Annotated in this window: 18 protein-coding genes and 1 tRNA gene; 9 read left to right on the forward strand and 10 right to left on the reverse strand. The window is 29.5% G+C overall.

Annotated features, from left to right (window positions below):
- Positions 1 to 7 precede the first annotated feature (7 nt).
- The 3 genes from GFV01_RS03695 to GFV01_RS03705 all read left to right on the forward strand — a co-directional run bounded on the left by GFV01_RS03695 (position 8) and on the right by GFV01_RS03705 (position 7253).
- On the forward strand, positions 8 to 2671 hold the full coding sequence (locus tag GFV01_RS03695) for a DEAD/DEAH box helicase (RefSeq protein ID WP_160564915.1): 2664 nt from the start codon (positions 8 to 10) through the stop codon (positions 2669 to 2671).
- 1523 nt (positions 2672 to 4194) lie between these two features.
- A complete protein-coding gene (locus GFV01_RS03700; protein WP_185150321.1) occupies positions 4195 to 5457 on the forward strand; it encodes a site-specific DNA-methyltransferase in 1263 nt (420 codons plus the stop codon).
- Between the two features lie 5 nt (positions 5458 to 5462).
- On the forward strand, positions 5463 to 7253 hold the full coding sequence (locus tag GFV01_RS03705; RefSeq protein WP_160564917.1) for a DGQHR domain-containing protein: 1791 nt from the start codon (positions 5463 to 5465) through the stop codon (positions 7251 to 7253).
- A 205-nt stretch (positions 7254 to 7458) separates the two neighbouring features.
- On the opposite strand, the gene GFV01_RS03710 is transcribed toward GFV01_RS03705, so the two are convergent.
- The 5 genes from GFV01_RS03710 to GFV01_RS03730 all read right to left on the reverse strand — a co-directional run bounded on the left by GFV01_RS03710 (position 7459) and on the right by GFV01_RS03730 (position 11966).
- Positions 7459 to 7531 (reverse strand) — tRNA-Met (locus GFV01_RS03710).
- A gap of 394 nt (positions 7532 to 7925) precedes the next feature.
- Positions 7926 to 8606, reverse strand: a complete 681-nt coding sequence (locus GFV01_RS03715; protein ID WP_160564919.1) for a hypothetical protein — start codon at positions 8604 to 8606, stop codon at positions 7926 to 7928.
- A gap of 93 nt (positions 8607 to 8699) precedes the next feature.
- Positions 8700 to 9716 (reverse strand): tetraacyldisaccharide 4'-kinase, encoded by a 1017-nt coding sequence (gene lpxK / locus GFV01_RS03720; RefSeq protein ID WP_160556764.1) that lies wholly within the window; start codon positions 9714 to 9716, stop codon positions 8700 to 8702.
- A 28-nt stretch (positions 9717 to 9744) separates the two neighbouring features.
- Positions 9745 to 10770 carry a UDP-N-acetylmuramate dehydrogenase gene (gene murB / locus GFV01_RS03725; RefSeq protein ID WP_160564921.1) on the reverse strand — a complete coding sequence of 342 codons (1026 nt, stop codon included), beginning with the start codon at positions 10768 to 10770 and terminating at the stop codon, positions 9745 to 9747.
- Positions 10767 to 11966 carry a pyridoxal phosphate-dependent aminotransferase gene (locus GFV01_RS03730; protein ID WP_160564923.1) on the reverse strand — a complete coding sequence of 400 codons (1200 nt, stop codon included), beginning with the start codon at positions 11964 to 11966 and terminating at the stop codon, positions 10767 to 10769. Before GFV01_RS03730 ends, murB begins: the two co-directional genes overlap by 4 nt.
- A 234-nt stretch (positions 11967 to 12200) precedes the next feature.
- On the opposite strand from GFV01_RS03730, the gene GFV01_RS03735 reads away from it, so the two are divergent.
- The 3 genes from GFV01_RS03735 to GFV01_RS03745 all read left to right on the forward strand — a co-directional run bounded on the left by GFV01_RS03735 (position 12201) and on the right by GFV01_RS03745 (position 13272).
- Positions 12201 to 12482, forward strand: coding sequence for a YtxH domain-containing protein (locus GFV01_RS03735; protein ID WP_160543134.1), 282 nt, complete (start codon positions 12201 to 12203; stop codon positions 12480 to 12482).
- A 69-nt stretch (positions 12483 to 12551) separates the two neighbouring features.
- Positions 12552 to 12890 carry a phage holin family protein gene (locus GFV01_RS03740; RefSeq protein ID WP_160543133.1) on the forward strand — a complete coding sequence of 113 codons (339 nt, stop codon included), beginning with the start codon at positions 12552 to 12554 and terminating at the stop codon, positions 12888 to 12890.
- Positions 12877 to 13272, forward strand: a complete 396-nt coding sequence (locus tag GFV01_RS03745) for a hypothetical protein (protein ID WP_160564925.1) — start codon at positions 12877 to 12879, stop codon at positions 13270 to 13272. Before GFV01_RS03740 ends, GFV01_RS03745 begins: the two co-directional genes overlap by 14 nt.
- A gap of 111 nt (positions 13273 to 13383) precedes the next feature.
- Here GFV01_RS03745 and GFV01_RS03750 read toward each other — a convergent pair whose 3' ends face one another.
- From GFV01_RS03750 to GFV01_RS03770, 5 genes are all read right to left on the reverse strand, one after another.
- Positions 13384 to 13656, reverse strand: a complete 273-nt coding sequence (locus tag GFV01_RS03750) for an HU family DNA-binding protein (protein WP_105297795.1) — start codon at positions 13654 to 13656, stop codon at positions 13384 to 13386.
- A 153-nt stretch (positions 13657 to 13809) separates the two neighbouring features.
- Positions 13810 to 14865, reverse strand: coding sequence for a diphosphomevalonate/mevalonate 3,5-bisphosphate decarboxylase family protein (locus GFV01_RS03755; RefSeq protein WP_160564927.1), 1056 nt, complete (start codon positions 14863 to 14865; stop codon positions 13810 to 13812).
- Positions 14858 to 15871, reverse strand: a complete 1014-nt coding sequence (locus GFV01_RS03760) for an NAD-dependent epimerase/dehydratase family protein (protein WP_160564929.1) — start codon at positions 15869 to 15871, stop codon at positions 14858 to 14860. Before GFV01_RS03760 ends, GFV01_RS03755 begins: the two co-directional genes overlap by 8 nt.
- A 252-nt stretch (positions 15872 to 16123) precedes the next feature.
- A complete protein-coding gene (locus tag GFV01_RS03765) occupies positions 16124 to 17128 on the reverse strand; it encodes an acyltransferase family protein (RefSeq protein WP_160564931.1) in 1005 nt (334 codons plus the stop codon).
- Between the two features lie 248 nt (positions 17129 to 17376).
- Positions 17377 to 17937, reverse strand: coding sequence for an AraC family transcriptional regulator (locus GFV01_RS03770; protein ID WP_160564933.1), 561 nt, complete (start codon positions 17935 to 17937; stop codon positions 17377 to 17379).
- A 131-nt stretch (positions 17938 to 18068) separates the two neighbouring features.
- Between GFV01_RS03770 and rpe the strand changes: the two genes are divergently transcribed.
- From rpe to GFV01_RS03785, 3 genes are all read left to right on the forward strand, one after another.
- Positions 18069 to 18722, forward strand: coding sequence for a ribulose-phosphate 3-epimerase (rpe, locus tag GFV01_RS03775; protein ID WP_160564935.1), 654 nt, complete (start codon positions 18069 to 18071; stop codon positions 18720 to 18722).
- A gap of 17 nt (positions 18723 to 18739) precedes the next feature.
- Complete coding sequence (locus tag GFV01_RS03780; RefSeq protein WP_160564937.1) at positions 18740 to 19618, forward strand: diacylglycerol kinase family protein; 879 nt, start codon at positions 18740 to 18742, stop codon at positions 19616 to 19618.
- Between the two features lie 316 nt (positions 19619 to 19934).
- Entirely contained in the window at positions 19935 to 22697 is a 2763-nt protein-coding gene (locus tag GFV01_RS03785) for a 2-oxoglutarate dehydrogenase E1 component (RefSeq protein ID WP_160564939.1), read from the forward strand.
- Positions 22698 to 22709: the final 12 nt, after the last annotated feature.

Raw genomic sequence — 22709 nt, forward strand, 5'->3', positions numbered from 1 at the left:
AACCTTTATGGAATTAAAACCCTACCAACAAAAAGTAATAACCGATTTAGAAAACTATTTGAGTTATCTGGAAGAATGTAGCTCTCCGGCACAGGCATTTAATGAGTATTGGAAAGATAAACTGGGAGAATATACCGTAAAATTAGACGGTTCTACCACCGGAAAGCGACCGTATAAAGATAACATTCCCGGAGCGGCTCATATTGCGATAAAAGTACCTACTGCCGGCGGAAAAACCTTTATTGCCTGTAATGCCTTAAAAAGTATTAACACTTATTTTAACAAAGGAAATCCAAAGGCCGTGGTTTGGCTGGTACCCTGGTCTAACCTGTTGCAACAAACGGTGGGTAATTTATCCAACTCTTCTCATCCGTACCGCCAAAAACTCAATACTCTCTTTAACGGAAGAGTAGAGGTATACGGAAAAGAGCAACTATTGCAGGGAGCTAATTTTAATCCTTCCTCAGCACTGGAGCAATTAAATATTTTTGTTTTCAATTTTAGCAGTTTACGAATAAATAAAGCCAACAAGGAAGATCGTAAAATATATCAGGAAAATGGTGCCTTAGAATCCTTTGCCGACACTCTTATTGATGAAGAAGTAGTATTGGAAGGAACCGACAGAACGGCTCTGATTAATGTAATAAGAAGCCTGAATCCGGTGGTTATAGTAGATGAAAGTCATAATGCAGAGAGCGATTTAAGCGTGGAAATGCTGAATAATTTAAACCCTTCTTTGGTTTTGGATTTAACAGCCACCCCCAAATCGAACAGTAATATTATCAGTTTTGTAAATGCAGTAGAGCTGAAAAAAGAACACATGGTAAAACTTCCGGTGATTGTGTACAATCACAACCGGAAAGAAGAGGTGATTAGCAGTGCCTTACATTTACAACGACAATTAGAATTACTGGCACAAGAAGAAGAAAAACAGAAGGGCAAATACATACGCCCGATTATTTTATTTCAGGCCCAATCCAATATTAAAGGAAAAGATAATACCACTTTTCAGAATATAAAAGAAAAACTAATTCGCTTAGGTATACCAGAAGAACAAATCAAAATAAAAGTCAGCGGAATAGATGAACTAAAAGGAATAGACTTAACTTCCAAAGAATGTCCGGTGCGGTACATTATTACTATTAATGCATTAAAAGAAGGTTGGGATTGTCCCAATGCCTATATTTTAGCCTCATTGGCAGATAAATCTTCCGCAGTAGATGTTGAACAGATTTTAGGGCGTATTTTACGTCAACCCTATGTAACTCAACACTCGGAAAATCTCCTAAACCTTTCCTTTGTTCTTACGGCTTCTGCTAAATTTAAAGAAACGCTGGATAAAATTGTAAAAGGATTGCAGGATTCCGGCTTTAGTAAAGAAGATTATTACGCAACTGATACCCAACAAGAAGAAGAGCTTACAGACAATGATATTTTAAAGCAGGAATTGCTTTCTGTTGATACACCGGAAACCACCTCTTCAGATGATGATTTTGCAATCGAAAAAATAGAGTATATTCCGTTAAATGATAACGGAATTGTTTCGAAAGTAACAAATAATAGTATTGTTCAGCAAATAACCGAAAAAGCGATAATTGAAGGAAAAGAGTTTGAACAAAAACTTGCAATTACCGATGAAGACGATGACACCTATCTTATACAAGCAATGGGAGGAACAGTGAAAACCTATAAAATAAATGAAGAATATACTGCCGGTAATATGAAATTACCTCAGTTTTTTAAAAAATCTCCAGTAGAAGATTTGAATGCAATTCTTTTTAAGGAATTGAAAGAAAATGAAATTTTTCTTAGTAAAAACAGTCTCTTAGAAGGATTTGTCTTAGCCACTCAGGATACACAGATTGACTTTAAAATCTCTGCCGATATTTATCAAACAGATATAGATGAACGAACAGGAACCGTTAAAACGGAAAAAATAGTAAACCGGAGAAAAGAATTGTTACTCGACGCCATACTCAACATTCCGAAAGAAGTACAAAAAAGACAGATAAGTAGTTTAATAGTTAGAAAACTGGGAGATCAGAGCCCTATCTCTCAGCAGGATTTAACCAAATATGTAAACAAAATTTTTGAAAATCTTACCAATACGGAACAAATTAGAGATATAGTTACTAACGTATATATATACATAGCAAAAATAAAAGAAAAAATAAATAAATTAACCGATGTCTATTCCCGGGAAAGTTTTAATCGATTACTAGATACCAACCAGATTATCACTAAAGAAAGTTGGAGTTTTCCTAAGCAGGTAAACCTGGTAGAATCTAGCAGTCCAATCATTAAATCCTTATATGAACAGGAAGAGAAAATGAATCAGTCAGAACATAAAATCATTATGGAAGTAGCCGCTTTAGAAAATGTAAAGTTCTGGCATCGGAATTTAGAGCGAAAGAAAGGTTTTTTTCTGAACGGATATAACAAAAACCATTACCCGGATTTTATCATTTGTACCGAAAAGAATAATCTGATTTTATTAGAAGTAAAAGGAGATCATTTAAATAATGAAGATAGTAAAAATAAAAATTTATTAGGTAAAAAATGGGCTGAAAAAGCAGGTGAAAAATATAAGTATTTTATGGCTTTCGAATCAGTTCAAGTACCAGATACTTATACTTTCAGAACAATTACTGAAGTAATAAAAAGTTTATAATAAAAAGTAAACGTAAAACCTGAAAACTAAAATCTATGAAAGAATCAGCATCTATACTCAAATCACGTAATCAATTTGTTATTCCAATATACCAACGTATTTATAACTAAATATTGGAACATTGTCAAGAATTATTTAAAAATATTTTAAGTATTGGTTGAAAATATACCAGTTGACACTTTATGGAGTTTGTGATCTATTTTCAGGAAAGCATTCTTGCCATTTCGAATATATCCCAATTGCAAATAATAGATGGTCAACAGCGATTTACTAATGTTTCAATGCTTTTTGCAGCTCTGCCAATTTATCAAGAGAATAAGACTTATATAGAAAATACTTCTTATAAAACACCTACAAAACTATTATGTGTTTTATAATGATGAAGACAATGAATAACGATTTAAATTATTACTTATAAAAAAGGATAAGTAAACTTATTTAAACAATATAAAAAGAATAGATCTTTTCGAAAATTATTCACTTTGTTTACTGGAAAATTTATAATTTTTAAAAAAGAGATTAATTTTATAAATGTAGTACAAAATTATAATGGCTTTTTATTCTTACTTATCGTGAATATAGCCTTAGAATAAAACTAAGACAATCGCCAGCTTATTTTTGAAAGCCTGATTTTATAAGAAATTATATATTTATTGAGCGTGAAATAGTTAAACAAAACCATTTATGCAATAAATATTGGTTTCCCATAGAGCAAAGTTACGGGATTAAGTAAATATCATTAACCTTTATACAGTAAAAGAAGATCTTTACAAAGAAAAAAAGAGCTCTATAAACACATGATTCAAGAAAAAAATGAGTTGATTGAGAGATTATTGAGTAAATAGTTTGTTTTATTCAGTTCATAGTTTAAACAATCCAGAATAAGCCTAGAAAAGGTGAAAAATATATTTTCATAAGTTACCACTCAACCAAAAAATAATAAGTTTATTTGATTATTATTAAATAGATTGCAGATACTAAATACATTAAATTATAAGCTTGTTACATTTTTCTCTGTTAAATTCAATCACTTTTATAATTTTTTTAAGAAGTAAGAATAATTACAATGGAAAATGATTTTATCAAAAGTAGAAGGAATAAATTTCATTTTATTCCTAACTTAATAATTGTCTATCTGCTAAAATTATCTCATTTCAATGCTATCAGAAATTTCTCATACTCATGTAACTTGAATCTTCTCATTTTCTTTCTTTGAAGGTTATAATTTTTATCATTGATTTATGTTATTGAGTTAGTAAAGTCACCGGTAAATAAAAATACAGCGGAAAAAGACCAAGATTCTTATTGAATTTTTATTATCTCAAAATATTTAAGTTTTCTATATTATATATTAGTGATGGAAGGTCTTCATTTAATATTAGTGAGAGTATATTTTTATGTAGGTTACACATGTAAAATCTATCTAAAAAAAATTCCATTAGGATTTTATCTTATTATTATGTAGTTTTGCATATTATGAAATTTTTAACTTACTTAAGTAACAAATTATTGGAAGTTTATTAATGAAGAAAATAAAGAATGATATTTTAAATAAAATTTTCAATAAAGATGCAAGAAATATTTTAGATTTTCTTGGTAAGTCTATTTTAATTAATTCGACTATTACCTCTCCTCCCTATTTTGATATGAAAGATTATGGTTCAGATAATCAGATTGGCTATGGTCAATCATATCAAGAGTATCTTAATGATTTAAAAGACATATTTGAGAAGATATTTCAGATAACAGAAAAAGATGGTAGTCTATGGATAATTATTGATACATTTAAAAGAGAAAATCAAGTTGTTACTCTTCCTTTTGATCTTTCTAATAAGCTAAAAGAAATAGGATGGTTACTACAAGACATTATTATTTGGAAAAAAGACAAAACTGTTCCTTGGTCAAATAATGGCTTTGTCCAAAGAAAGTTTGAATATATTTTATTTTTTGCAAAGTCAGAAAAATTTAAATATAATAAGGATAAAGTCAGAAATTTTGATGTAAATCAATTAAAAAAATGGTGGGTTAAATATCCTGAGCGTTATAACCCTAGAGGTAAAGCTTTGGATGAAATATGGGAATTTCCAATTCCTGTTCAAGGATCTTGGGGTGATAAATATATTCGTCATTTTTGCCCCCTACCGAAAGAAATGGTGGCTACTATAATCGAAATTAGTTCAAATGAAGAAGATATCATTTTAGACCCTTTTGCTGGAAGTGGATCTGTTCCATTCCAATCTGCATCAATGAATAGAAAATATATTGGATTTGAATTAAATACCACTTATATCGAAATGTTTGATGATTATCTAAAAAAGAATTTAGAGCAATCAAAAAAGGATTATCTTTTATTACAGAAAATAACTGATCAAGAGGAATTTAGAAAAAGAATACTTAATTTAAGATCTTTAAAATATGGTCGTATATTAATTAATGAAATTGAAAAGAAATTTGAACTTGATTTAAAAATTTTTGTTAAGATAAAAGAGTATATTAATGATAGCAAAACCCATATAAACGTTGAATATCAAATTATAGGAGATATTTCAAATAAAAAAAAGTTTTTAATAAATGAAATAAATGATTTAACAAGTAAACCTCCTCTTTCTAAATTTGGTATAAATCCAGTTTTCAAATTTTTAAAAAATAAAGAATTTAATTCTAAAAAATATTATAACTACACAAATACTAACACATATTCATATTCTGATTTACCTTCAACATCTCCCAAAATTAAAGTCATTAGTGAAATATGTGTAGATTTTAATGAAAATGATTATAATTAATAATTATGGCCAAAAGAATAAAGATATCTTCAAAAAAAAAAGTTCAAAAATTGACGCCTGAGCAAAAAAATCAAAATAAATTAAAAAGAACTCAGGAAAATGAAATAAGAACAATTTTTAAAAATTTAGGATTTATACGATTGCCTAATATTGATGGAAAACAGATTCACTATAAAGATAGAACATCTGAAATGGACGATATATTTATCTGTGAGAATGTAATTTTAATTACTGAATATACCATATCAGAAAACCCTGGAAATCATATAAAAAACAAATCTTTTTTTTACAATAAAGTACTTAAAAACGAGAAAGAATTTATAGAATTCTTACTCAATGAACCTAAATTAAATAGTTTTAAAAAATATTATAATGAAAATGTAGAAACAAGTTATACTCTTAATCAGCTAAGATTACGAATCTTATACTGTTCAAGATATAACGTTGCTGAAGAACATAAAAACATAGCTAAAGGAGTATATTTTTTTGATTATGATCTTGTTCAATATTTTAAATTATTGTGTAAAGTTATAAAAAAGACAGGTAAATATGAATTTTGCGATTATATCCAATTACCATTTGATGAATTTGGTGAAAATATTTTAAAAAGTGATAATTCTCAAAAAAATAAATATTTAGGACATATACTTCCAGAAGAAAAAAGTTCTTTTAAAGAAGGATATAAAATTGTATCTTTTTATATTGATGCTGAATCTCTAATGAGAAGAGCTTATGTTTTACGTCAAGAAGGATGGAGAAAAAAAGAAAATATTGGTTATTATCAACGTATGATTGAAGGAAGTAAAATTTCAAGTATGCGTAAATATTTATCTGAAAAAAAGCGAGTCTTTATTAATAATATTATTTCTACAATTTCAGAATCTAAGATAAAGCTATATGATGAAGATGGAAATCAATTGCAAATAGATGAAAATGGACAATTTGTTAATTCTTCTAAAACAAGAGTTACTCCAGCCCAAATTGAGATTAATGACGAATGTAATATTATTGGGATAATTGATGGACAGCATAGAACTTATGCGTATCATGAAGGAGATGATTCTTATGAAGAAAAAATTAAATCCTTGAGAAAAATACAAAACCTTTTAGTTACAGGAATTATTTTTCCTAAAAATGAAAATCAATCAACAAGATTAAAATTTGAGGCTAACTTATTCTTGGAAATTAATTCTAACCAAACGAATGTAAAATCTAAATTAAAACAAGAAATAGAATTAATGATAAGACCTTTTTCTAATATAGCTATTGGAAAAAGAATTTTGATAAAACTTAATGAGAGTGGTCCATTTGAAAATTTAATAGAACAATATAGCTTTGAAAAAGGAAAATTAAAAACAGCATCTATTGTTAGTTTTGGATTAAGGCCACTAATTAAACTTGATAATGAAAAAACTCATGATAGTTTATTTTATATATGGGATAGAAATGATAAAGAAAAATTAAAAGATAATAATATAGAAAATTTTGATTTATTAGATGAATATATAAATTATAGTGTCCAAAGAATTAGAGATTTATTTATTGCTGTTAAAAACAATTTAGATAAGGATCAATGGTCATTATATAGCCATAAAACTCAAAAAGGAATATTAAATGTAACTTTTTTTAATGGTTTTCTAAATGTGCTTAGATTACTTATAGAAAACAAAAAATTAAATCAATATTCAGAATATTCCAAAAAATTAGAAGGATTAAATAAATTTCCGTTTAAAAATTATAAGTCAAGTCAATATAGAAAAATGGGAGAAGATATTTACAAAAAATATTTTTTATGATATGATTTATAATAAGAAATTCTATATAGATTTCTTTTTGTTTTTAATGTTTTTTATTTTCATAAATATGTCCTCAAATTGTTGGGTTTTATTTAGAACGAAATAATAAAATTTAAATATTTTTTAGGAGTTAAAATTATATAGTAGTTCCTTAACAATAAACAAAAAAAGAGAATCAATATGCTTGATTCTCTTTTAAACTTAGTAGCGGGAACAGGACTCGAACCTGTGGCCTTCGGGTTATGAGCCCGACGAGCTACCTACTGCTCCATCCCGCGGTGTTTGTGAGTGCAAATATACAACAAATTTATTACAATGCAAGTTTTATTTAAAAATTTTCAGGTAAAAAGTGAATTTTTACAATTAAAATAGAATTTATCTTGATAAAATAGATAGTCCGCATCAAAAAAAGCTGAGTTATAAGTAACTCTATCAACCCTTTATACGCATAGGAATTGAAAACGTCAGATAACTTATTTAAAAAAAGATTTAGTAGAAAAGATTGATAAATTTATAATTACGTTTAGGTATTAACCAATAATGAACGAAGAAGGCATTTAATTTTTAAGACTTTGCAATTAAAATCAAAATGTCAATAAATCAAATAAGAATATAATTTTAAAATTTCTCGATTTTATATTTTATAAATAAAAAAAAGAAACAGAATTTGTTCTACAAGGACTTTTGCAAAGCCTCAAACTCATCCCATCGATCTGTTGCAGCCAGTTCAGCCAGTTGCGGCCAATGGCTCGGATTGTGTATACGATAGGAAGCTCCTTCATAAAGCTCAAGAATATTTTTCAATGAATCTACAGATTGTTGAGAAAGTTGTTCCCAAGTATAAATGCCGCTTTCATTTAAAAAGAATTCAATACGTTCACCAATACCTTCAATAATTTTTAAATCATCTTTTTTAATGGGCGTATTTTCTTTATTTTCTTCATCAACAATACCGTTTTCAGAAGCAGAGAGGGTAGAGGTGTTTTCAAGCGTCTCTATGGGTCTTCTTCTGATTTTTCCACCGGTATATAAAACCTTCATGGTTTCAATTTTATCAATATGTGTGGCAATTTCGTTTTTTAATTGCTCATTCTCTTTTTCAATATCCGTAAAATATTTTTCCTCTTTTTTACCAAACAATAAACCTATAAAATAAAAAAGAAAAGCTGTGATCAATAAAGGTACGAATACCACAGAAACAGCTTTAAAAAAAGCCTTAGTATTCGGGTCATTACTGCTTAAATTTAATTTGCTTAAATCCAGATTTTCAATCCATATATACCAATAACTTGCCCCTAAAATCCATATTATTCCCGTAATAAGAAAAACCCAAAATAATATCTTTTTATTCATGTAAAGGTAATTTAATGTTAAAATTTAGTGATAAAGATAAGGAAATCCATTCAAATATAGATAAATATCTATTTCAAAGATGAATACCTCTCATTATCCTGCGAATTTTGTTAGTAATTTTTTAAACTCTTCCGGTCTGTCTAATTTTATATTAATAGGAAGATAAAAAAGAATATCTTGCAGTTGTTGAAAATGTTTTAACCGCATAAAGTCTTTTTCAGTAGTTAAAATGACTGCTTTACCATCTAATTTTTGATAAGCTTTTTCAATTTCCACAATATCCGCTTCCGAAAAATTATGATGATCTTTAAATTGTAAATGAGTAACCGATGAAAATTTACTTTCCGCAAATTCCAATATATCCTGATATTTAGCTATTCCTGTTACTAATAAGATCTGATAAGAAAGCAGATCATCAATAGGTAAAGTTAAAGTAGAAGAGATTACCTGTTTTTCATATATGATAGTTGAAAAAAACAATGATTGATAGGGTTGTAATTTTAATTTTCGTTCAATAGTCTTTTTATTTTCTTCATCTAAATTTTCGGGACATTTGGTAACAACAACTATTTGTGCCCTTCTAGCACCATATCTGCCTTCACGTAAACGTCCAACAGGTAAAATATGATCTTCATAATAGGGATGACTGTAATCTGTTAAAAGAATATTCAATCCCGCCTTTACATACCGATGTTGAAAAGCATCATCTAAAATAAAAAGATCAGGATTAAAATCCTTAATTAAATTGTCGATTCCATGGGCTCTTTTTTCGTCTACTCCTACAATTATTTTGTTTTTAAAACGTAAAAAAAATTGCATGGGTTCATCACCAATATCTTCATAACTGGTGGTATAATTTGCAAAATGGAAACCTTTGGATTTCCTGCCATAGCCGCGGCTCAAAACGCCTATAAGATGAGTATCTTTCAACAATCCGATTAAATATATAACGAAAGGTGATTTACCCGTTCCTCCAACGCTTAAATTTCCTACCGTAATAATCGGTTTTTTATAACTTTTTGAATGTAAAAGTCCCCAATCAAAAAATTTATTTCTAATATAAGTAACCAGCCAATACAGACCGGCAAAGGGATAAAGGAATATCTTCATATTTTAATAAGGAAGCAAAAATATAAATTTATAAGATGATATTTACTTCTCGTTCTAATTGAATGTTAAAAATTTTATTAACATCTTCAATTATAGAGTTTGATAGTGATAAAATTTCTTCTCCGTCGGCATTATGCAGATTAACTAATACCAACGGTTGTTTTTCGTGTACACCCACGTTTCCGATTTTTTGGCCTTTCCAACCGGCTTTTTCAATTAACCAAGCAGCAGGAATCTTAACCCAAGTATCGGAAATGGTATAAAAAGGTATATTTGGATAATTTTCTTGAATTTTAGTTAATTGATCAATCGTTATAATCGGATTTTTAAAAAAGCTTCCTGCATTTCCCAAAAGTGCGGGATCAGGAAGTTTACGTTTACGGGTAGCTATAATTTGATTTCTTACGTCCAGCAAAGAGGGTTCAGAAATATTATTTTTTATAAGTTCTTCTTTTATATCACCATATGAGAGTTTAAGTTTATGTTTTTTAGTGGTTAATCGAAAAGTAACTTCAATAATGGCATATTTATTTTTTCCTTCATTCTTAAAAAAAGATTCTCTATATCCGAATTTACAATCTTCAGAAGAAAAAATCTCTATTTCACGGGATTTTAGATTAAGAGCTTTCAGTTGATAAAAAGAATCTTTCATTTCAACTCCATAAGCTCCGATATTCTGTATGGGAGAGGTTCCAACATTTCCGGGAATAAAAGATAAATTTTCCAATCCTCCGTAATTTTTAGCTACACAATAGCTCACAAAAGAATCCCAATTTTCTCCGGCCATAGCAGATACGAATACATGATTCTCATCGTTACCCGGCCTTTCTTGAATTCCCTTTAAATTAACTTGTATAACTAAACCGTTAAAAGCTCTTATAAATAAAATATTGCTTCCTCCTCCTATAAATAATACAGGTAAATTTTGATTCTCAGAAAAATTTAAAGCCTCGTTGAGCTCTTCGAGTGTAGATATTTCCGTAAAAAAATTACAAAGCGCAGGTACTTGAAAAGTCGTAAATTTTTTGATATCCTTATTCTCCTGAACTATCATTGAAGTGAATTATATTTTTCTAAACCTTTTTTGATAATTTTTATGGATTGGGCAATGTCATCTTTATTGATTACATAAGCAAGTCTAACCTGTTTTTTGCCATGTTCTTGGTTGGAGTAAAAACCTTGTGCAGGGGTAAGCATAACCGTACCGTTTTCATACTCAAAGTCTTTTAACATCCATAAACAAAAATCCTCAGCATTATCAACCGGCAATTCTACAGTGCAATAAAAAGATCCTTTGGGATTGGGACAAATTACCCCCGGGATTTCATTAAGTAATTTTACCAATAAGTCCCGTCTTTCCGAATATTCTTTTCTTACGTTTTCAATGTAAGAAAGAGGTTGTTTATGTGCGGCATTGGCAATAATCTGTCCAATTAAAGAAGGGCTCAAACGAGCTTGTGCGAATTTTAAGGCTATTTCCAAAAATTTTGTATTTCTGGTAACTAAAAAACCGCAACGGATTCCACAAAGGCTGTAACGTTTGGATTCGGAATCTACAACAATCACATTGTCTTTAAGTTCAGGAAAATCTAATACGGAATGGAACGTTAATCCATCGTATACATATTCTCTGTATACTTCATCGGATATAAGAAATATATCGTGTTTAATTGCAATATCTGCCAATTTTTGCAATTCCTCTCTTGAATAAAGGTAACCGGTGGGATTACTTGGATTGGTAATGAGAATTGCACGGGTTTTGGGTGTAATTAGTTCTTCGAATTTTTCAATATCGGGTAATGAAAATCCGTTGTCAATAGTTGAAACAATGGGAACTATAGTAACACCAATAGATTCTGCAAAACTATAATAATTTGCATAAAACGGCTCAGGAACAATAATTTCATCTCCATGGTCGCATAAGCAACTTAAAGAAAATGAAAGGGCTTCAGACCCCCCGTTGGTAATAATAAAATTGTCTCTGGTTAAGTCATTGAATCCTAACGAGTGATAATAATCTTTTAGTGTTTCTCTATAATCAAATTTTCCTTCAGAAGGAGTATACGCATAAATATCAATATCAATATTTTTTAAAACATCGATGGAAGTTTGCGGGGATTTGATATCCGGCTGTCCGATATTCAAATGGTATACATGTAATCCTTTTTCCTTTGCTTTAATTGCATAAGGAGCTAGTTTCCTAATAGGAGACTCAGGCATATTTAAACCTCGTGAAGAGAACTTTGGCATAATTTTTTATGTTGTTTTGGAAATTACAAATTTATTGAGTAAATTTGTTTAAGGCAACAAAATTAAAAATAAGTTTTAAATTTTTAATTATTATAGTTTAAGCATATTGTATAAATAGTAAATTTATTTAAATGTTTAGCTAAATAATTGATAATCTTAGTTGTTTTTTCTTGTCTTAAGTAAAGTGTGAAAATTCTAAAAATAACATTATAATAATATTTAATAGTAATTAGTATGGGAAATAAAAATGCTCAAAATGTTTTAACCGGTATGGTATTAGGAGCTGTTGCCGGATTTCTTGCCGGTGTGTTAATTGCTCCTGATAAAGGTAAAAACACCCGTAAAAAAATAAAAAGAAAAGCAGAAGATTTAGGGGAAAGTCTTAAGGATTCTTATCATAAATATAAAGATGAATTGAAGGAGGGGTATGATAAGTACAAAAAAGAGTTTAACAGAAAAAAAGATGAGACAATTGATCATCTCGCGGAGGAATACGATGAGTTGACCAAAAAATAATTACTGAAAATTTAAAAGAGTCTGTTTTAATGACTCTTTTTTAATTTTATCACTATATTTTTATAACTTATGTTAGGTTTTGTAAAAAAATATATCAATAATAGAATCGAACTTCTTAAATTGGAATTGACTGAAACTATTTCCGGTTTGTTGAGCATAGTAATTTTCATCATTATTGTTTTCAGCTTAGGAATGATGTTCTTATTTTTAGCCAGTATTGCTCTGGGAGTAATGCTTGGAACTCATTTTAATAATATGGGATTAGGCATTTTAATTATTTCTTGTATCTATCTCATCATTTTTATGATTCTTCTTTCCAATTATTCGAAAATCAAAAAATTTATTGAGAGGAAAATTATTGAATTACATTTAAATGTAAAAGAAAATGAACTTAATGACAAAAACTAACGGAAGATATACGTACGAAGATTTTTTATTACGTAAACGTGTATTAAAAGATGAGATTTCTGATATGGAGAATAAACTTTCCCTAAGTCATTTACCTGAAACCTTAGGTTTAGTTAATGATAATGTAGGAAACAAAGCATTAAACTTTGCTTCTAATTCAAATCTCTTAAAGATGCTAATTAATTTTGGAATAGGTTTCGGAACGGAAAAAGTAATTTCAAGGTTTGTAAATAAGAAATCTTTATCAGGGAAATTGATCATGTTAGCTTCTTCTTATGTTGTTCCTATGGTCATTTCTAGAGGTAGAAATATTATATCAACTATACGTAACAGAAATGAAGTTAAAGCTCTGAGGAATTTTAATGAAGATGACGAAATTTAGAAAACAGTAGTTTTTTTAAATTAAATACATATCAAATCCATTACAAAATAAATAAAAAGGCTGTTATCATAACAGCCTTTAATTTTTTTAAACTTAATTAATTTAGTTTATCTAGTTAACTGCAGTGGATAATTCTGCACCTGCTTTAAATTTAGCAACTTTTTTAGCAGGAATTTTAATCTTAGCTTTTGTCTGAGGATTAATTCCTTCTCTTGCACTTCTTTTAGAAACAGAAAAAGTTCCAAAACCTACAAGAGTAACTTTGTCTCCTTTTTTTAATGCTTTGGTTACATTATTCAAAAATGAATCTAAAGCTTTTTTTGCTGCTGCTTTAGTAATATCAGCATCAGCTGCAATTGCATCAATTAATTCTGATTTGTTCATGATGATTTAATTTTAATAAGGTTATTTATCTTAATTTAACAAAGGTAATATTTTGTTTGATATAAACAAGCAAATTCCCTCTTTTTTTCGTTCTAACAAAGAAGACTTTACATTTTTTTGTTAAGATTTAAATTGTTTTTTTATACCTTATGTTTAAAATAAAACCCTATCTAATATTAAATTTCCATTTTCAGTATATTTAATAAGATCATTTTTTATAAAACTGGTAATCAGACCTTTTTCTCTTTCAGGATAAAGCAAATGTATATTAGCTCCGGCATCCAAAGTAAAATATAATTGAGCGTTAGAATCGTGTCTGAATTTCCAAATTTTATCAATGATCGCCAAAGTGTTTGGCTTAATTAAAATATAGGGCGGGTTAGAAGTCATCATCATGGCATGAAGTGTCAATGCTTCATGTTCAACTATTTTACCAAATTGTTCCCAATCTCCTGATTGAATCAAATCGCAAACTTCAGATAAATTTTTATTTGCTTCTTGGAAACGTGTGGATGCATAGGGATGTCCTTTCATTAAACTATGACCAACGGAGCTGCTCACTTGTTTAGATCCTTCATGGACCAATAAAATGGTATCTTGAATTTCTTTAAATATAGGCGCTATTTCATAGGGAAAAGGAATAGCATATAAATCGGAACTGGAAGGTATATCTGGGCTTTTACCCCATATAGCCAATCCCTTGTAAATTGATCTGCATGCACTTCCGGAACCTAATCTAGCCAAAAAAGAAGCTTTTCTTAATGTAAACTCTTCAGAATTTTTCTCTCCCAATAATTCGCTCATATTCATAAGACATAAGGCCAAAGCACCAAATCCGGATGCAGATGAAGCAATTCCACTACTGTGAGGAAAAGAGTTTTTGGTATGTATGGAATAGGAGTATTGGTCAATAAATGGTAAATACTTTTTTATAGATAGAAAATAGGTATGAATTTTTGCTGCGAAATTTTCTTGAATTTGGTCTTCAAGATATACTTTTACCGAAAAGGTGTCGGATTTTTGAAATTGGATTGAAGTTTCCGTAAAACTTTCGGTAAGTGTATAACTTATGGACGGATTGGCTGGTAATTGTGTGTCATATTTACCCCAATATTTAACTAATGCTATATTCGAACTGCATTTAGCGTTCACTTCTCCATTTTCTATATTTTTATACGTTTCAGATGGAATAAAATTTTCCTCAGTCATTACTTAATTTTTTATATTGTAGATAATTTTTAGCGTGAAATTTTAATGAATCTTGAATAGGTATGAATGCATACGACAATAATTTTTTTATCTTGTCGTTGGAATAGGTGTTTTGAGAAGTCAATGCTAAGTAAACAGGCTTACTTATCGTTTTCTTACCGGGTAAAAATCGAGACAATACGGATATCCTTTTTAACAATGAATTAGATATTTTAATAGGAGGTTTCCTGTTCAATTCTTTTCTTAACAGGCACATGAGGTTTTTATACGATATGTTGTCTGCAGTTAAAATAAATTTTTCATTACTTATTGAAGGATCATCCATAAGTCGTATACAAACATCGGCGACATCCGAAGCATCAATACATCCGGTGATCCCCGATGTATAATAAGCTCGATCTGCATATGCCAGATCATATAGTAATCCATTGCCTCGATTCCAATTTCCGGAACCTAATACGATACCCGGATATACAACTAACACATTTAATCCTTCTTGAGAACCTCTCCACACTTCCATTTCAGCTCCGTATTTTGAGCAAGCATAAGATGAATGATTGAATTTAAAATTCCAATCAGCATTTTCATTAATTGAAAAATCCTCAAAGTTGGAGTCTAAGGTGGCAATTGAACTTATATAACAAAATTTATCTATTTTATGATTAATAGATAAATTAACCATATTTTGAGTTCCTTCAATATTTATCTTGCGTAATTCTTTTTTATCTTTTTCATTAAAACTAACCTTTCCGGCAACATGATATACTTTTGTTACATCTATAAAAGCTTCTTCCAGGGAAATAATATCAAGAATATCCCCTTTAATCCATTGTAAAGAATCATATAATTCGTTAAATCTTTCCGGTTCGTATAATTTAAACAAGTTGAAAACTTCTTGTTTAGAATCTTCCGATCTATATAAAGCTTTAACTTGGTTACCTTTTTCGGCTAACTTTACTAAAAGATAGCTTCCTACTAAGCCCGTACCTCCTGTAACTAATATCATAATGGATTGCTAAATTACAGCTTTTTAATTTTATATATTAGTGAAATTAGCTTAAGTTTTGAAAATATAAAGTAGTTAGTTTCAATAAAAAAATAAGCTTATTATTTATCAAATACACAATTTAACAAATTAAATAATATACAAGTAAATTGCTTATTAAAAAAATATCTCTAAAATCTTTATATAAAAGTATGAGTATTTTAAAAAAGGGTGAATAACAAAAAAAATGCCTGTATTAAACAGGCAATTTTTTTATTTTTTTTGAAAAAACATAATTGGACTCATCCAATATTGGACCGGTTTTATTTCCGATAAGTATAAACTTATAAAGCTTATAACCATTGCTAGTGGAAAATCAAAAAGAATCGGGTAGGTAATATCTAAAGGAGGAAGTAAATACATCCTGATACCGGATATTATAAAAATAACACAAGGATGCACCAAAAATATTCCCAACGAATATTTACCTAATTTATAAAATCGATCAGTTGCTAAATTTATTACGCAAGTAATGCTTATCATACTAATTAAATAGAAAGATGCTCTATATAAAAATCCCTGTAAAAGAGTCGGATAAGTACTTTTATAAGATCCTTCCCCGAAAGTAGCCATCACGAAATAAAAAAGGTTTTTAGCAAAGTATAAGCCGGTGAATAAGGTTAATAAAATAGCAACGGGTATAATAGGATTAACTTTTCTGATTTTATTGAACATTTGTTCATTGCAATAATAACCTAATACAAAGTACGGAAAGAAGGTAATTACTCTGAAGGCATTTAATTGGATATCTATAAAGCCAAACAGTAAAGGTATAATTAGTGAAAGACTAAACACTAATGGGAATTTTAAATTTAACTTAGCAATATAGTAAACAAGTAATCTCCAAACTAATAGACCAACCACATACCAAAGCCCTCCATAAGGAAGAATGAAAATCGAAATAATTTTTTGAACAATATTAAATTGATCCGCAGGAAGGGTTACTGCTTGTACAGTTATGAAAGGGATGGAATAAGTTAGCTGTGCTGCTAAGTAGGTGAGTCCTAAAGATTTAAATGATTTGACATATTTATCCCACGTAATGTTTTTTGAAAAATAGCCGGATATAAATATAAAAAGAGGCATGGTAAAAGTAGAGAGAAAGCTAACTAAAACTGCTGTTCCTCTATCTTTGTAAAGGTTTTCGGTAGTATGAGCATATACTACAAAACAAACTAATATAAATTTCAAAGAGTCAAAGGTCTTATTCCTGTTCATTGTTAAAAAGCAATTAAATTAACGACGACAAAACTATAAATATAATAGTAAAAGTCCAAATTAATAAGTATATTATAAAAAATTTTATTTCATGCCTAAAATTTTATATGAAATTGAATAAAAATAGATAAATATCATAAATTTAATATCTTATAAACATAAACTTTAGTAAATCATTTTATATTTATATGCTAAAATAATATAATATTTGAATAAATAAATTAATATATAATAATAAATGGGAAATATTATATTATTTTATCTATACTTTTTCTTGTTTTTATTTTTTGAGCTTTAAATTGAGAGGGTGTTTGACCGGTTACTTTTTTAAATTGCGCAGAAAGGTGAGCTACACTGCTGTATCCCAGTTTATAAGAGATTTCCGATAAATTCAATTCATCATAAGACAATAATTCTTTTACGGTTTCAATTTTTTGAAGAATGATATAATGTTCAATGGTAATGCCTTCAGAAGAAGAAAAAAGTTTGCTTAAATAAGAATAGTCTTTGTTTAATTTTTGGGATAAAAATTCAGAATAAGTTATCGATGGTGCTGTATGTTCTCGAATCTGTGAAATTAACAGAGATTTAATCTTTTCAATTATTTTTTGATTAGAATCACTTATAAGCTCGAAACCCAGCTTTTCTAATTTATCACTAAAAATATGCTCCTTTTCTTTGCTCAATTCCTCATTTAAAATAACCATCCCAAGCCTAACAGTAACCGGCTTAATATGAATTTCTTTTAAAATTTCCTCAACCGCAAAAATACAGCGATCACAAACCATATTTTTAATATATAAATTCATAAATGAAATTTTATACAAATGTAATGCCTAAATTCTTCGTGTAAAGTGATGGATAGTAAGTGACACTCATTTTTTCGGCTAAATTTCAATATCGATTAGTAAATAGTTTTTTATAAATTTGTATAAAAAAAATGGCACTACTAGCACCTTCCATCCTTTCGGCAAACTTTGGGAATTTAGATAAGGATATAGAAATGATCAATTCGAGCGAAGCCGATTGGTTTCATATAGATATCATGGATGGAGTATTTGTCCCTAATATTTCTTTTGGATTTCCGGTTTTAGAAGCCGTTAATAAAAAAGCTAAAAAAATCAAAGATGCTCATTTAATGATTGTAAATCCGAGTCAATATTTTCAAACTTTTAAAAATTTAGGTATAGATTATATTACGGTTCATTATGAAGCCTGTATCCATTTACACCGGACTATTCAGGAAATTAAAAATTTAGGTATGAAAGCCGGAGTAGCCTTAAATCCGCATACCAATATTAATTTATTGGATGATACTATCCAAGATTTGGATTTAGTGTTAGTGATGACTGTAAATCCCGGGTTTGGAGGACAAAAATTTATTGAAAACTCATATAAAAAAATAGCCTCCTGTAAAGATATAATTATTCAAAAAAATTCACAAGCATTAATACAAGTTGACGGAGGAGTCAGTCTGGAAAATGCTAAAAAGCTAACAGATGTCGGAGCCGATGTATTGGTTGCCGGAAGTAGCATTTTCAATGCGAAAGATCCCATACAAATGATCAAAGATTTAAAAAATAGTACCAACTAAGTTCATAAACCATTAAAATGAAAGACAAAAAAATTCATTTTATAGTTAATCCTATTTCAGGTAAAGGATTAGGTAAGAAAGTAAAAAATAGGATTGAAGAACTTTTTGCAGACTATGATAAAGAAATCAAAGTAACAAGAAAAAAAGATGATGGATATAAATTTGCATTGCAATCCATTAAAGAAGGAGCCGACATTATTGTAAGTTGTGGAGGTGACGGAACACTTAATGAAGTAGCTACTGCCTTACTTAATAAAGAAATCCCCTTAGCAATCGTTCCTATAGGTTCCGGAAATGGATTGGCCAGACATTTACATATTCCACTTACTTATGAAGAAGCATTACAATCGTTGAAAACTTCCCAACATACTAGTAAAAAAATTGATTGTGGAAAGATTAATAATATATATTTCTTCAGTAATGCAGGTATAGGATTTGATGCACATACTGTGAAAGAATATGCTCATCAAAAGAAAAGACAATTAGCAGGATATGTTAAAAGTGCTATAGTAAGTGTTTTTAAATATAAGCCCATTCAGATTGATATGCATTCAGAAACGAAAAACTTCAAGGGAAAAGCCATGATGCTGAATATTTCTAACAGTAATTGCTTAGGATACGGGTTTTCCATTTCGCCAAAAGCTTCTTTACAGGACGGTAAATTTGATGTTAATTTGATAGCTGAATGTTCCTGGGGAGCATTTGGTTTAATCGGTATGGGATATTTATTTAATACTAATTTCGGAAGTAAGAAGAAAATATTTTTTAAATCCAATCAATTAGAAATTGAATTTGATGGAAAATATTTACAAATTGATGGAGAATATATACCCACCAATGCTAAAAAACTAACAGTTTCCTTATTACCTCAATCACTTAAAGTTTTAATAGCTTAAATATATAACCTATAAATTAATATTCTTTAAATCGCTTAAAGTTATTTCTAAAATATAGATAAATTCTAGAAATGTTAAAATTATAGCATAACTAAAATTTGTATGAATAGGATAGTTAATGAGGAATTTATATAGAAAATTAATGTATCAAAGCACATACAAACTAAAAATAAGAATCTTATTTTCAAAAAATAATTGATCACTTACTGTCAATAAATTTATAATATAAAAAATATTTACTTTGAAGATATTATCAAAATCAGTAGATTTGAACCTATACAGTAAATAAAATATACCCGTTAAAGCAAAAAATAAAATGGACCAATTTTCATTTTTAAATGCAATCAATTCAGAATACATAGATGAGTTGTATCAAAAATATTTGAAATTTCCTGATAGCATAGAACCCAGCTGGAGAAGCTTTTTTCAAGGATTTGATTTTGCCCGAAAATCCTACAATGAAACATCAGAAGATAATCAATATAGTGAAAAGGACTTTTCAAATGCAAAAGGAATTTCTGAAGATATCATAAGAGAATTTAAGATAATAAATTTAATAAACGGGTATCGAACAAGAGGGCATTTATTTACTAAAACCAATCCGGTCAGGCAAAGAAGAACCTATACCCCCGATTTAAGCATAGAAAATTTCGGACTTAGCAAGTCAGATTTATCCGTACCTGTCAACGGTAAAATTATAGGAATAGAAGGAGAATATACTTTAAAAGAAATAATAGATATACTTAATAAAGAATATTGCAGTTCCATTGGAATTGAATACATATATATTAGAAAACCCGAAGAAATCCGTTGGATTCAAAATTGGATAAAGCAAAATTTTAATCAGCCCCTTTTAGATATAGAAGAAAAGAAAAGAATATTAAAAAAGCTTTCACATGCCGTTGCCTTTGAAAATTTCTTACATACGAAATTTGTCGGTCAAAAAAGATTTTCATTAGAAGGAGGAGAAACTTTAATTCCTGCTTTAGATGAAATAATTAACCATTCCTCAGAACTGGGAGTGGAAGAAATCGTTATCGGAATGGCCCATAGAGGAAGATTAAATGTTTTAGCCAATATATTTAATAAATCGTATTCGCAAATATTTAATGAGTTTGAGGGTAAAGATTATTCAGAAACCATTTTTTCAGGAGATGTAAAATATCATTTAGGATCTTGTAATAATTATAAAACTAAAAAAGGTAAAACCGTTAAAATAAGTTTAGCTCCCAACCCGTCGCATTTGGAAACCGTTGATGCCATAGTGGAAGGAATTGCGAGAGCAAAAACAGATCACGAATATCAAGAAGATTACGGTAAAGTCATGCCTATACTAATCCATGGAGATGCAGCCATTGCCGCTCAAGGAATCGTATATGAAGTAATTCAAATGATGAACTTGGACGGCTATAAAACCGGAGGAACCATTCATATTGTAATCAATAATCAGGTAGGATTTACTACCAACTATTTAGACGCACGTTCCAGCACCTACTGTACAGACATAGCTAAAACGGTTTTATGTCCGGTATTGCATGTAAATGCAGATGATGTGGAAGCAGTTATCCATGCAGTACGATTTGCTTCGGATTACAGGAATACCTTTAATAAAGATGTTTTTATTGACCTTTTAGGTTATAGAAAATATGGACATAATGAGGGCGATGAACCTCGTTTTACACAGCCTCAATTATATAAAATAATTGAAAATCATCCGAATCCCAGAGAAATATATCGAGCAAAACTTGAAAAAGATGATATCATTACGCAAAAAATGGTGGCTGACGATGACGAAGAATACAGAAAGTTACTGGATAAAAATTTGGAAGATTCCAAAGAAATGGAACAAGCGACCGTTGAATTATTCATGCAGCAAGAATGGAAAGATTTTGAAAGAGTAGGAGCTGCCGAACTTTTAACACCCATAGATACAACCTTTCCATTGGAAAACTTGCGTACCATAGCGCATCAAATTACGGAAATACCAGAAGGAAAAAACCTCTTTAATAAAACCAAACGTTTATTGAAACAAAGGCGGGATATGATTGATGTTACCCAAACCATAGATTGGGGGATGGCAGAATTATTGGCTTACGGTTCGCTGTTAACGGAAGGACATCATGTCCGATTATCCGGAGAGGATGTTGAACGAGGAACTTTTTCACACCGTCATGCAGTAATTAAAACGGAAGACACAGAAGAAGAAATCATCTTATTAAACAGCTTGAATACCAAAGCTAAATTCTATGTTTATAATTCCTTGCTGTCAGAATATGGAGTTTTAGGATTTGAATATGGCTATGCCATGACTTCTCCTTTTTCGCTTACAATTTGGGAAGCACAATTTGGAGATTTTGCCAACGGAGCACAAATTGTAATTGATCAATATATTTCTGCTGCTGAAGATAAATGGAAAATGCAAAACGGATTGGTTATGTTGCTTCCGCATGGTTTTGAAGGACAAGGAGCAGAACATTCTTCGGCAAGGATCGAACGATTCTTATCTCTTTGTGCCAATGGAAATATGTATGTAGTAAATGCAACTACTCCGTCGAATTTATTCCATTCTTTAAGACGACAACTGAAAACTGATTATAGGAAACCGTTGATTGTTTTTTCTCCTAAAAGTTTACTAAGACATCCTCAAGTAGTGTCTACCCTGGAAGAATTAGCAGAAGGAGCCTTTGAAGAGGTTATCGATGATTCAAAAGCAACTAAGATAGAAAAAATAACTCGTGTCGTTTTATGTTCAGGTAAATTATTCTATGAATTGGATAAGAAAAGAGAAGAACTAAAAGAGGATCGAGTGGCATTGGTACGTATAGAACAACTCTATCCTTTACATTGGGATAAAATCCAACAAATATTACAAAAATATTCTTTTCAAAAAGAGTTAATTTGGGCACAAGAAGAACCCGAAAATATGGGAGCTTGGTGGTACATACTCAAAGAATTTAGAAAATTCAATATTGAAGGAATTTATACATCCGAAAGCGGTTCTCCTTCACCGGGTTCACACAAACGATACGATAAAATACAAAAAAAATTAATCAATTCTGTGTTTGAAAATATAAAATAAACCATTAAAAAA

It is taken from the genome of Apibacter sp. B2912 (assembly GCF_009827835.1).
Taxonomy (GTDB): domain Bacteria; phylum Bacteroidota; class Bacteroidia; order Flavobacteriales; family Weeksellaceae; genus Apibacter.